Annotated in this window: 12 protein-coding genes; 8 read left to right on the top strand and 4 right to left on the bottom strand. The window is 41.7% G+C overall.

The features are described from left to right. Nucleotides 1-126 precede the first annotated feature (126 nt). From lpxH to tsaC, 5 genes are read left to right on the top strand one after another with little or no spacing between them, the layout of a single operon-like run. Nucleotides 127-825 (top strand): UDP-2,3-diacylglucosamine diphosphatase, encoded by a 699-nt coding sequence (gene lpxH / locus B0184_RS01830; RefSeq protein ID WP_005710228.1) that lies wholly within the window; start codon nt 127-129, stop codon nt 823-825. Further along, complete coding sequence (locus tag B0184_RS01825) at nt 822-1616, top strand: glycosyltransferase family 2 protein (protein WP_005710168.1); 795 nt, start codon at nt 822-824, stop codon at nt 1614-1616. The genes lpxH and B0184_RS01825 overlap by 4 nt, the downstream gene beginning before the upstream one ends. A 30-nt stretch (nt 1617-1646) precedes the next feature. After that, entirely contained in the window at nt 1647-3665 is a 2019-nt protein-coding gene (rep, locus tag B0184_RS01820) for a DNA helicase Rep (protein ID WP_005710199.1), read from the top strand. A gap of 1 nt (nt 3666) precedes the next feature. Then, complete coding sequence (locus B0184_RS01815; protein ID WP_005710181.1) at nt 3667-4221, top strand: DNA topoisomerase family protein; 555 nt, start codon at nt 3667-3669, stop codon at nt 4219-4221. Beyond that, a complete protein-coding gene (tsaC, locus tag B0184_RS01810; RefSeq protein ID WP_005710333.1) occupies nt 4214-4768 on the top strand; it encodes an L-threonylcarbamoyladenylate synthase type 1 TsaC in 555 nt (184 codons plus the stop codon). The genes B0184_RS01815 and tsaC overlap by 8 nt, the downstream gene beginning before the upstream one ends. 9 nt (nt 4769-4777) lie before the next feature. Here tsaC and B0184_RS01805 read toward each other — a convergent pair whose 3' ends face one another. The 4 genes from B0184_RS01805 to uvrD all read right to left on the bottom strand — a co-directional run bounded on the left by B0184_RS01805 (nt 4778) and on the right by uvrD (nt 9039). Further along, complete coding sequence (locus B0184_RS01805; protein ID WP_005710176.1) at nt 4778-5413, bottom strand: DUF421 domain-containing protein; 636 nt, start codon at nt 5411-5413, stop codon at nt 4778-4780. Then, nucleotides 5413-5868 (bottom strand): DUF3290 domain-containing protein, encoded by a 456-nt coding sequence (locus tag B0184_RS01800; protein ID WP_005710179.1) that lies wholly within the window; start codon nt 5866-5868, stop codon nt 5413-5415. Before B0184_RS01800 ends, B0184_RS01805 begins: the two co-directional genes overlap by 1 nt. A 105-nt stretch (nt 5869-5973) precedes the next feature. After that, the gene (locus B0184_RS01795) at nt 5974-6774 is read right to left on the bottom strand and encodes a TatD family hydrolase (protein WP_005710314.1); all 801 of its coding nucleotides are present in this window, start codon (nt 6772-6774) and stop codon (nt 5974-5976) included. 75 nt (nt 6775-6849) lie between these two features. Next, nucleotides 6850-9039, bottom strand: coding sequence for a DNA helicase II (uvrD, locus tag B0184_RS01790; RefSeq protein WP_005710299.1), 2190 nt, complete (start codon nt 9037-9039; stop codon nt 6850-6852). 201 nt (nt 9040-9240) lie between these two features. Between uvrD and B0184_RS01785 the strand changes: the two genes are divergently transcribed. From B0184_RS01785 to B0184_RS01775, 3 genes are all read left to right on the top strand, one after another. Continuing rightward, the gene (locus B0184_RS01785; RefSeq protein WP_005710237.1) at nt 9241-10236 is read left to right on the top strand and encodes an iron ABC transporter substrate-binding protein; all 996 of its coding nucleotides are present in this window, start codon (nt 9241-9243) and stop codon (nt 10234-10236) included. 116 nt (nt 10237-10352) lie between these two features. After that, nucleotides 10353-11873, top strand: a complete 1521-nt coding sequence (locus tag B0184_RS01780; RefSeq protein WP_005710282.1) for an ABC transporter permease — start codon at nt 10353-10355, stop codon at nt 11871-11873. Then, entirely contained in the window at nt 11860-12939 is a 1080-nt protein-coding gene (locus B0184_RS01775) for an ABC transporter ATP-binding protein (protein ID WP_039851697.1), read from the top strand. The genes B0184_RS01780 and B0184_RS01775 overlap by 14 nt, the downstream gene beginning before the upstream one ends. Nucleotides 12940-12991: the final 52 nt, after the last annotated feature.

Genomic DNA, 12991 nt, shown 5'->3' with positions numbered 1-12991 from the left:
TAAGCGGTGGATTTTTGATGATATTTAGTAAAATAAGCACACAGCATTGATGAATCTGCATTTCCTTTGCAGTTTCTGTCATTTTTCGCTACATTACCGTCAATTTTGAACACTCATAAAACCACTATGATTTACTTTATCTCCGACCTGCACTTAAGCGAATCGCATCCCAAAATTACTACGCTCTTTTTGCAATTTATGCAGCAAAAAGCACCGCTTGCAGAGGCGGTTTATATCTTAGGCGATCTGTTTGATTTCTGGATTGGTGATGACGAGCAATCTCCGCTGATTGATGAGGTAAAACAAGCCATTCGAACACTTACCGCAAGCGGTGTAAAATGCTATTTTATTTGCGGAAATCGTGATTTTCTAATCGGTAAACGCTTTACCCGAGAAACGGGAATGGAGATTTTGCCAGATTATCAACTGCATAATTTATATGGTAAAAAAACATTGCTCTGCCACGGCGATACGCTTTGCATTGATGATGTGAGATATCAACAATTCCGCCGAAAACTGCATCAAAAATGGCGACAAAAATTGTTCCTTTGCTTGCCTCTGTTTATCCGATTGAACATTGCCAATAAAATTCGAGCTAAAAGCCAGCAAGATAAGCAATCAAAATCTTTTGAGATTATGGATGTAAACCCTCAATTTACTGCTCAAAAAGTGGCAGAATTTGGGGCGGAACGGCTTATTCACGGGCATACGCACCGTGAGCATATTCATCAAGAACAGAGCTTTACTCGCATTGTGTTAGGCGATTGGAAAGATAATTACGCCTCGATTTTGGCAGTCGATGAAACGGGAGCGAGATTTGTATGATTGATGTGATTATCCCATGCTACAACGCGGAAACAACCTTAGTGCGGGCGGTACAAAGTGCGTTAAATCAGTTGGAATTAGGCAAAATCTGGCTAGTGGATGATGGCTCAACTGATGGCACATTTGAACTAATGTTATCACTACAAACACAATTCCCCGAAAAAATTTGTATCGAGCAAATGTCAAAGAATGGAGGTGTAGCAAAAGCAAGAAATTGGGGAGCGTTGCAAAGTGAGGCTGCACTTATCGCATTTCTAGATGCAGATGATGCCTACGAACCGCAAGCCTTGCAAGTGGCACAAGCAGTATTTGAGTTTTGCCCCGATGTAAGTTTGGTTCGCTTGGATTTGAAAGCGGTCGGAATTGCAGAAAAATATGCAAAGCATCCGCAATTTGAGTATGCGTGGCAGCATATGCGGATGACTTGCGGAGGCAATGTCGTTTTTCGCCGTGCTTTTTTCTTTGCCTGTGGAGGCTTCCCGCAAAATCAACTTTTCCGCGAACTGGGCGGTGAAGATGGAGCATTAGGCATCGCTACGACAAAAATCGCTCAGGTCGCTACTTGCTTCCAAGATGCAGGCGTATTGCACTACTGCCGTGAAGGAATGCACGCTGAACGCTTGTTGGATGCGATTTTATTCGGCATCCAACCTGAAGGTGTTACGCCAGAAAAAATGGCAGAAGCAGAGGGTGTAACTAACCACATCTGCCAACAGATTGAGCAATTAAAGCTCGGCTTAAATAGCCCTAAAATTGGGATAAATCCATTGAAAATGCAGTGGGATGCGTAACAAGCGATAGAAAAATGAGATAAATAAACCATGAAACTCAATAACCAACAACAACAAGCGGTGGAATATGTCGATGGGGCTTGCCTTGTGTTAGCAGGGGCCGGATCGGGTAAAACGCGGGTAATCATCAACAAAATTGCCCATCTCATCGAAAACTGTGGCTATTCGCCAAAGCAAATTGCTGCGGTCACTTTTACCAACAAAGCTGCTCGTGAAATGCGGGAGCGGGTGTCGCATTCTATCGGTAAAGAGCAGAGCAAAGGGCTAACCATTTCTACTTTCCACACGCTCGGTTTTGAAATTCTCAAACGTGAGCATAAATTACTTGGTTTTAAATCAGGAATGACGTTGTTTGATGAACACGATCAAATTGCATTGCTTAAACATTTGTTGCCTGAAAATGTGGTGGAAGATAAAGATTTGCTCAAAGCCTTGATTTCTGCTATTTCAAATTGGAAAAATGATCTACTCTCACCCGAAATGGCGATACATCACTGCAGAACGGAGCAAGATCGCGTTTTTTCGCACTTTTATCAGCTTTATCAAAATCAGCTGAAAGCCTACAACGCCCTTGATTTTGATGACTTAATTATGCTGCCCGTGTTGCTGTTTCGCCAATTTTCTGAAGCTAAAGCTCGCTGGCAGAATAAAATTCGCTATTTGTTGGTGGATGAATATCAAGACACCAATACCAGCCAATATGAGCTGATTAAGCTGATTGTCGGCGAAAATGCGAAATTTACCGTTGTGGGTGATGATGACCAGTCGATCTACTCGTGGCGTGGGGCTAAGCCTGAAAATATGCAACGTTTGCGGGAAGATTTTGATCTAAAAGTGATTAAACTGGAGCAGAATTACCGCTCTAGCCAACGCATTTTGCATTGTGCCAACATTTTGATTGATAATAACGAACATATTTTCGACAAAAAAATCTTCTCAGAGCTAGGCGAAGGCGAAAAGCTGAATGTGATTGAAGCCAAAAATGAGGAACACGAAGCAGAACGTGTGGTGGGGGAGATCATTGCTCATCGTTTTTCCAAAAAGACCAAGTACAAAGATTATGCCATTCTTTACCGCGGCAATTATCAGTCGCGTTTGCTGGAAAAGTTGCTGATGCAAAACCGTATTCCATACAAAATTTCGGGCGGTACGAGCTTTTTCTCGCGGGCGGAAATTAAGGATATGATGGCGTATCTTCGCCTTGTTGTGAATCAAGATGATGATGCAGCATTTTTACGGATTGTGAATACGCCGAAGCGAGAAATTGGATCGGCAACCTTGGAAAAATTAGGGCAGTTGGCGAATGAAAAACAAGTGAGCCTATTTGAAGCAATTTTTGATTTTGAGCTGATTCAGCGCCTTACGCCAAAGCCTTATCAAGCCTTGCAAGATTTTGCCCGCTGGATTGTGGAAATTGCCGATCAGGCGGAACGTTCAGACCCGATTGAGGCTGTAAAAGATCTGTTGGCGAAAATTCAGTATGAGGCTTACCTTTACGAAACAGCTACTTCGCCTAAAGCGGCAGAAATGCAAAGTCGTAATGTACAAACACTGTTTGAATGGGTACAAGGTATGCTTGAGGGCGATGAAATTGAAGCTCCAATGGCGCTTGTTCAAGTCGTCAACCGCCTGACTTTACGCGATATGTTAGAGCGTGGTGAAGATGACGATGAGGCAGATCAAGTGCAACTGATGACTTTACACGCCTCTAAAGGCTTAGAGTTTCCACATGTCTTCTTGATTGGTATGGAAGAGGGTATTTTGCCTCATCAAAACAGCCTTGATGATGACAATGTGGAAGAAGAACGCCGTTTGGCGTATGTGGGCATTACCCGTGCTCAGCAAACCCTGACTTTTTCCCTCTGCAAAGAACGCCGTCAATATGGGGAAATTATTAAGCCTGAAGTGAGTCGTTTTTTATTAGAGCTTCCGCAAGATGATTTAGTGTGGGAAAGTGATAAACCCAAAATGACGGAAGAGCAAAAAGTAGATAAAGTGTCCTCAAATATTGCCGATTTAATGGCTAAATTAAAAGCGAATAAGAGATAGAATGTCACTTTTTAAATCAACCAAACAAGAAGAATACTGCCCCGAATGTGGGGCATTACTTCAACTCAAGCAAGGTAAACATGGGCTGTTTTTAGGTTGTTTGCGTTACCCTGATTGTAGCTACATCAAACCATTACACCAAAGTTCATATGTCATTAAAACATTAGACGAAACCTGCCCTGAATGTGGACATTTGCTACAAATTAAGCAAGGGCAAAATGGAATGTTTATTGGCTGTAGCCATTACCCAGAATGTCATTTTATTGTGCAAGAAGAGCAACCCGAAACTGAACAAAAATGGCTTTGTCCCGAGTGTAAAAAGCATTATTTAGTCGCAAGGAAAGGGCGAACGGGCAAGATTTTCTACGGCTGTGAAGGCTACCCGAAATGTCGATTTACGCTTGCAAGCAAGCCAATTGAGAAAGCGTGCCCAGTGTGTCATTTTACGTTAGCCGTGCTACGCAAAGGCAAAAAAGGCTATCAATGTGCAAATAAGGCGTGTCAGCATATTTTTGAAGAACAAGAAACAGAACAAGCGGTAAAAAAAGATGAATAATTTGCAAAAAATCGTGGAGCAATTTCAACAAAATGAAGTGATTGCTTACCCAACCGAAGCCGTTTTTGGTTTAGGTTGCAATCCGAATAGTGAACAAGCGGTTCGAAAATTGCTTGCCTTGAAAAAACGCGAAGAGAAAAAAGGGCTGATTTTAATCGCCCCAACGGTAGAACTGCTTTTACCTTATTTGGATGAAACCAAATTGAGTGATGAGCAATGGCAACGCTTTGGCAACATTGGCCGCCAAGCAATTACGTGGATTATGCCCGCTAAACCGAATTTACCTCGTTTTCTCACCGGGCAGTTCAACTCGATTGCAATGCGACTTTGCCGAACCCCCGCAGTGGAAGCCTTGTGTTTAAGCACACAATCGGCAATTACATCGACCAGCGCCAATCTTTCAGGCTTACCGCCTTGTCGTACAAGCGGTCAAGTTTACGCCCAATTTGGCAAAGATTTCCCCGTGTTAGAAGCTGAAACCGAAGGGCGAACCAACCCTTCAGAAATTCGGGATATTTTTACGCAGCAAGTTTTACGGGCAGGCTAGGCTTTTATACTAGACTCTTTCATATAAATGGGTAATTAACTGTCCGTTTAAATACTCACCAATATAAACCTGATTGATTGTCAATTGTTGAGCTTCAAGCTCGGCTTTAACCCACTCTTCATCTCGACTGATGATGTCTAAAATATCGTAGTCGAGTTGTCCATCAATAATCAGCGGGTAGCGTAAATCCTGATCGCCATATTGAATGAGAGAAAGTTGCCCGTTTTGTTCTAGCACAGCACGTTTCACCGACGCGATTTCATAAACGCCTGCTGCACGTAATTTAAACATTAAATCGTGGGCAGAAATTCCGTTTTTCATACATTCGCCTGCTTGTACTTTACCGTTGAGAATGACCCAAACAGGGCGACCATCAACAATTGATTTTACCAATTGGTTGTGATTTTTGATGAAGCGAAGGGTAAAAATCAGTAATGTCCACAAAATCAACACCAACGAGAATTGAAAGATGCCAATGTTATCGTTATAGATAACCGCACCGATAATGCCACCTAGCACATAATTTTGCACCTGATCCATGGCAGAAGTTGGCGCAAGATTGCCTTTTCCCATTAAGTTAATTTGTAGTACCAAGCCTATAATGCCGATTGCTAACTTGATTGCAAGAAATGTATAGCTTTCCATTATTTCCCTCCCTTATCAATAATATTGATATTAGGATTCACTAAATTTATTTCAGAGAGTGCGTAAGCGGTAAAATCATTATTAAAATTTACCTGATAATATTTATCTTTAATATTTAAAATCATTCCATTTGTTAATTTTTGACTATTTACTAATACTTCTTCCGATTTTAAATTTTGAGCATCTTTAACTGAATTTAAGAAAGTTACAATGCGTGAAGTATCATTCGCATACACTTGATTTTGCTCATATTGCGTATATTGCACACCAAGCAGAAAAATAATAAGTAGTAAAAAAATAATACTTAAATCTCGATATTTAGTTTCTAATCTGTGGCGTAAATATAATGAGATAACTAAAAAGAGACCACCAAGAGTGGCAAAAATAGCAATGTATTTAAAATAATCTTGGAAATACATTCTGTTTTCTAAATAAAAATAAGTAAAAAATGACATTGTTTGTTTTTAAATTCCTATAAATAAGTTTAATTAAATATACTCTTTGTCAATAACTTCTGCCACAAGCACAAGCGTTTGTGGCAGAAATTATTGACGAAGAAATTACTTAATGATTCCCCCAAATAGCTTCAAACTATTTCCCCACACTATTTCCGCAATTTTTTTAGGCTCTTCTTCCCGCAATTCATATAAATGACGGAAAGTTTCTGTTACGCGTTCTGGACGATTTGGTTCGCCTTGAAAGCCAAAAACAGGCATATCGGGGGAGTCAGTTTCTAAAATGATCGCATCAAGCGGTAATTTTTTGATCGCTTCTCGTGTTTTGTTGGCTCGAGCATAGGTAATCGTACCACCGACACCAATTTTGTAGCCAAGATCAACAAAGCGTTTGGCTTGATCGTAACTACCCGCAAAGCCGTGCACTACGCCCGTATTGGTTAATTTTGCTTTTTTCAAAAAGGTAAATAACACGTCGTGCGTTTTGCGAGAATGCAAATTAACGGGTAAATTAAACCGCTTGGCAAGAGCGAGTTGTGCCTCTAAAAATTCGCATTGTTTTTGCCAAAGCTCAGACGTTGCCACATCTGCCACTGCTTTTTCAAGCCCTATCTCTGCAATCGCAGTGCAGAGCGGATCTCGCTCGCTTAATCGGCTTTCTAACAAATCTAAATGAGATCGTTTGTGTTGGTGAATATAGAGTGGATGTAGCCCCAAGCCATAGCGTAGGCGCTCGGGTGATTGATGAGCACAAGCGGTCACTTTTTCAAAATTTTCTGCAAAAACCGCCACGATAAGCATTTTCTGCACGCCTGCGTTACCAGCATTTTCTACTAGCTGTGGAATGGATAGATTAAGTGCTTCCGCCAAGTAATCAAGATGAGTGTGTGTATCAAAAAACTGCATATACAATTCACTTTGTAGCCCTGTAAGGGCTAATTTATGCGTAACCTAGGGCGAAAGCCCTAGGCATATTAAGAACTACATTTTTTCAAGTTTCGCCATTTTCGCAATTAGCCACTTAATGCCATTACCTTGGAACGCAATTTGCAAGCGAGTAGCTTCGCCTGAGCCTTCCACGTTGATAATCGTGCCTTGCCCGAATTTAGCGTGATAAACTTTCTGCCCCATTTTCCAAATATCATCTTCTAAAATGGAAGCGGTCGTTTTTGGCGGATGTTTTGCAACGGCGCCGAAATTTGCCGCACGGTTAATGTTGCCACGTAAGCGAATTTCTCGGATATTTTCCTCTGGTAATTCAGCAATAAAACGCGATGGAATATGGCGTTCTTCCTTGCCGTAAAGGCGGCGAAGTTCGGCGTAACTAATGGTTAGTTTACGTTTCGCACGAGTAATGCCCACGTATGCCAAGCGACGTTCTTCTTGCAATCGCCCTTCGTCAAAACTCATTCCGCTTGGGAAAATTCCCTCTTCCACCCCAACCATAAACACACGTGGGAACTCCAACCCTTTGGCAGAATGTAGTGTCATCAGCTCAACATACTCTTGATGTGGCGAGGCTTGTGCTTCGCCTGCTTCTAATGATGCATGGGTTAGAAAAGCGGTTAATGGTGTGAGCTCTTCCGCTTCTTCTGGCGGGGTAAATTGTTTGGTTGCAGTGACCAACTCTTCTAAGTTTTCGATGCGAACTTCGCCTTTCTCACCTTTTTCTTGCTTGTACATCTCATACAGACCAGATTTTTTAATCACAAAATCGGTTTGTTCGGCAAGTGCCATTTCTGAAGTTTCCTCATCCATTGCGTTAATTAGTTCCACAAAGCGAAGCAAAGCGGACGCGGAGCGGCCAGAAAGTTGCTCTTCTTTTAACGCTACTTGCACTGCTTGCCAAAGAGTGATTGAACGTGTGCGAGTAATTTGGCGGATAGTGTCTAAGGTGCGATCACCAATACCACGCGGTGGGGTATTGACTACCCGCTCAAAAGCAGCATCATCTTGGCGGTTGGCAATCAAACGAAGGTATGCTAATGCATCTTTGATTTCTTGGCGTTCGAAGAATCGCATACCACCATAAATGCGGTATGGGATGTTCGTTTGAATTAAGGCTTCCTCAATCACACGCGATTGGCTATTACTGCGGTAGAGCACGGCACATTCTGAATAGCTGCCCTCATCCTCTTTCCATTGCTGAATTTGTGAGGCAACAAAACGGGCTTCGTCTAGTTCATTAAAGGCACAATAAATTTCAACAGGATCGCCATTACCACTTGCTGTCCAGAGATTTTTACCCAAACGGTTATCATTGTTGGCAATCAGCTCATTCGCTGCAGATAAAATATGCCCTGTAGAACGGTAATTTTGTTCTAGGCGGATCGTCTCTGCTTTTGGATAATCTTTCAGGAATTTCTGGATATTTTCGACCTGTGCCCCACGCCAGCCGTAGATCGATTGGTCATCATCGCCTACAATCATTACCTTGCCCGAATCACCCGCAAGTAGTCGGATCAGATCATATTGAATATTGTTGGTGTCTTGGAACTCATCGATCAAAATATGCTGGAAGCGTTGTTGATAGCGTTGCAAAATTAGCGGCTTTTTCTTCAACATTTCATAGGTGCGAATTAGTAATTCCGCAAAATCCAATAAGCCTGCACGGTCGCACGCTTCTTGGTAAAGCTGGTAAATTTCAACCAATTTTTTCTCATTCAGATCATTGTGATGTTCAATATCTTTAGCTCGATTCCCCTTATCTTTTTGGGCATTGATATACCAAGCCACGTGTTTTGGGGGAAAATGTTTTTCATCAATATTGTGTAATTTCAGCAAACGTTTGAGCAGTCGGACTTGGTCTTCGCTGTCCATAATCTGAAAATCTTGTGGAAGGTCAGCATCTAAATAGTGAGAACGTAACAGACGGTTGGCAATACTGTGGAACGTGCCCACCCACATACCAAACATAGAATGATTGCTCGTTTGAAAAAGTGTACTTTCGATACGATGACGCATCTCGCTAGCAGCTTTGTTGGTAAAAGTTACCGCTAAAATGTTTGATTCAGGCACATTTTCTACACCAATTAACCACGCGATACGGCGAGTCAGTACACGGGTTTTACCTGAACCAGCCCCTGCTAACACCAAATAATTGCCAATAGGCGCAGCGACTGCTTCGCGTTGTTTATCATTCAAGCCATCAAGTAATAAAGAAAAATCCATTAGTTAGCCTATATTTGTTTTTTTATACAGTGAGATTGCAAGATTATAGCCTAAAGCGGCCGCTTTTGGGAAATATTTTCCGGGTGGTTATAAGGCATTGATTATCAATTAAGAATTATTTGCATTTTAATTTTATTAGGAATAAAATAAAGACAGATCAATTCATCAAAAAATAGTCAATCGAAAAAGGAGATTTCTCTTATGCAATTTAAACACTTCAAACTTGCCGCACTTGCAGCACTTACTTTTTCTGCCAGCAGCTTCGCTGATATCACTGTTTATAATGGTCAGCACAAAGAAGCCGCAGCTGCTGTAGCTAAAGCCTTTGAACAGGAAACAGGCATTAAAGTTACGCTCAATAGCGGGAAAAGTGCACAACTTGCGGGTCAATTAAAAGAAGAAGGTGATAAAACACCAGCCGATGTTTTCTATACTGAACAAACAGCGACTTTTGCCGATCTTTCTGAAGCAGGGCTTTTAGCACCAATTTCAGAACAAACCATTAAACAAACCGCACAAAAAGGCGTACCACTTGCACCGAAAAAAGACTGGGTTGCATTAAGTGGTCGTTCTCGCGTAGTGGTTTACGATCACACTAAATTATCTGAAAAAGATATGGAAAAATCAGTGCTTGATTATGCGACCCCAAAATGGAAAGATAAAATCGGCTATGTGCCAACTTCAGGTGCGTTTTTAGAGCAAGTTGTCGCTTTAAGCAAAATGAAAGGGGACAAAGTTGCACTGAATTGGTTAAAAGGTTTAAAAGAGAACGGAAAACTTTACGCTAAAAATAGTGTGGCATTACAAGCGGTCGAAAATGGCGAAGTACCTGCTGCGTTAATTAATAACTATTATTGGTATAACCTAGCAAAAGAAAAAGGCGTGGAAAATCTAAAAAGCCGTCTTTATTTTGTTCGCCACCAAGATCCGGGTGCGTTAGTTAGCTATTCAGGTGCAGCGGTATTGAAAGCTTCTAAAAATCAAGCTGAAGCACAAAAATTTGTTGATTTCTTAGCGAGTAAAAAAGGTCAAGAAGCATTAGTGGCAGTGCGTGCAGAATATCCGTTACGCACCGATGTGGTGTCACCATTTAATCTTGAACCTTATGCTAAATTAGAAGCTCCAGTTGTATCTGCAACGACAGCTCAAGATAAAGAGCATGCGACCAAATTAATTGAAGAAGCTGGATTGAAATAATCCCAATATTGCGTGCGTGGATTTGAAAAAATTCACGCACGCGTTTACAATTCTCCTCCAAAACTAACCGCTTGCGTGCGTGAACTGAGGGTTCACATTCCTACAAGGATTTAACTTTGCCTCGCAGACCGCCATTCTGGCTCACTTTACTTATTATCTTAATCGGGCTTCCGTTATGTTTGCCGTTTCTGTATGTCATTTTACGTGCGACAGAAGTGGGATTAACGCGAAGTGTTGAACTATTGTTTCGTCCTCGAATAGCTGAATTATTAAGTAACACAATGCTTTTAATGGTTTGTGTAACTATTGGTGCTATTTCACTTGGTACGCTTTGTGCTTTTTTACTTGAGCGTTACCGTTTTTTCGGCAAAGCCTTTTTTGAAGTAGCAATGAGCTTGCCACTCTGCATTCCCGCCTTTGTCAGCTGCTTTACGTGGATTAGCTTAACCTTTCGGGTAGAAGGCTTTTGGGGCACGATTGGCATTATGACGCTCAGTTCTTTTCCGCTGGCTTATCTGCCTGTTTCTGCGACTTTAAAGAGACTTGATCGTTCGTTAGAAGAAGTCAGTCTTTCTCTTGGCAAAAGCCCAACTTACACCTTCTGGCATGCCATTTTCCCGCAACTTAAACCCGCTATTGGTAGCAGTATATTACTGATTGCCTTACATATGTTGGTCGAATTTGGTGCGGTGTCGATTCTCAATTATGAAACCTTTACTACCGCGATTTTCCAAGAGTATGAAATGTCGTTTAATAACAGTTCGGCAGCCTTGCTTTCTGCAGTGTTAATGGCAATTTGTACTATTATCGTATTTGGTGAAATCTTTTTCCGTGGCAAACAAACACTATACAACAGCGGTAAAGGCGTTACACGACCTTATTCTGTTAAAAAGCTTTCATTTGGAAAACAATGTATTACTTTTGCGTTCTTTTCCTGCATTTTTATGTTGAGCATCGGTGTTCCTGTGATGATGCTTATCTACTGGCTGATTGTAGGAAATTCACGCGAAAGAGCGGTCGATTTTTCAGAATTTTTTGCAGCTTTCAACCATTCGTTGACGATTTCAGGCTTGGGGGCACTGCTTACCGTGATTTGTGCATTGCCGCTAGTTTGGGCTGCCGTTCGTTATAGTAGTAAATTAACCGTCTGGATTGACCGTTTACCTTACTTGCTTCACGCTGTGCCAGGCTTGGTAATCGCATTATCGCTAGTTTATTTTACGATAAACTACGCTAATGCCATTTATCAAACTTTCTTGGTAATGATTGTTGCTTATTTTATGCTCTATCTGCCGATGGCTCAAACTACGCTTCGTGCTTCTTTGGAGCAGCTTTCCGATAATATCGAAAAAGTTGGGCAAAGCCTCGGACGGAGTCCGTTTTATATTTTCCGAACGCTCACTCTGCCTGCGATGCTGCCTGGGATTGCCGCCGCCTTTGCGTTGGTCTTTTTAAATTTGATGAAAGAATTGACCGCCACACTTTTACTTACACCGAATGATATTAAAACCTTATCCACCGCGGTATGGGAATATACCAGCGATGCCCAATATGCTGCTGCCACACCTTATGCGTTGATGTTGATACTTTTTTCGGGTATTCCTGTGTTTTTGTTAAAAAAATATGCATTTAAATAGAATGAAAGAGACATTACTCACCATCAAAAATCTAAATAAATTTTTTGGCGAACAGCAAGTGTTGAACGATATTTCTCTGACCTTAGCACGGGGTGAAATGCTCTTTTTGCTCGGTGCTTCTGGCTGTGGAAAAACCACGTTGTTACGCTCCATTGCTGGCTTTGAGCAGCCGACCAACGGCGAAATTTGGCTCAAAGAGCGGTTAATTTTTGGCGAGAATTGCAATCTACCAACGCAACAACGACATCTTGGTTATGTGGTGCAAGAGGGCGTGCTGTTCCCGCATCTAAATGTGTATCGCAATATTGCTTATGGCTTGGGAAATGGCAAGGGCAAGACCATAGAAGAGCGTGCCCGTATCGAACAAGCGATGAAACTCACGGGGATCAGTGAATTAGCCGAACGCTTTCCGCATCAACTTTCTGGCGGACAACAACAACGTGTCGCTCTTGCTCGAGCACTTGCTCCTAACCCAGAATTAATTTTACTGGATGAACCGTTTAGTGCCTTGGACGAACATCTCCGCCAACAGATTCGCCAAGAAATGCTCCAAGCACTTCGCCAAAGCGGTGCTTCCGCCATCTTTGTTACCCACGACCGTGATGAAGCCTTACGCTACGCTGATAAAATCGCCATTATTCAGCAAGGTAAAATTTTACAAATCGACACACCTTGCTCGCTTTATTGGTCGCCTAATCATCTTGAAACGGCAAAATTTATAGGCGAAAGCATTGTCTTGCCTGCCCATAGGATTGATAAAAATATGGTGCAATGCCAGCTTGGATGTGTACCTATTCAGTCTACGCATAGTGATGCGACAAGCGGTCAAATTTTGCTTCGTCCAGAACAATTCAGTTTGGTCAATATTTCGCAAAATAGTACCGCTTGTACGGTCTCGACTTTTGAAGCCATCGTGCAAAACATTGAGTTTAGAGGCAGAACGACTGCTGTTCAAATTGCGATAAATCACTATGAAATTTGGATTGAAATAGGTTATATGCTAGAGCTTAATATTGGAGAAAGGATTGATGTGTATTTGCAGGGAAGGGGCATGTTTTATAATTAGTTCTACTATTCTTTATACGACAAATCTCTTATAATTCTTCAATTTATGAAAT

The sequence above is a fragment of the Haemophilus paraphrohaemolyticus genome (assembly GCF_002015045.1).
GTDB classification, from domain to species: Bacteria; Pseudomonadota; Gammaproteobacteria; order Enterobacterales; family Pasteurellaceae; genus Haemophilus_A; species Haemophilus_A paraphrohaemolyticus.
The sequence above is the reverse complement of the archived record's forward strand: the minus strand, read 5'-3'. Positions and strand labels throughout refer to the sequence as shown.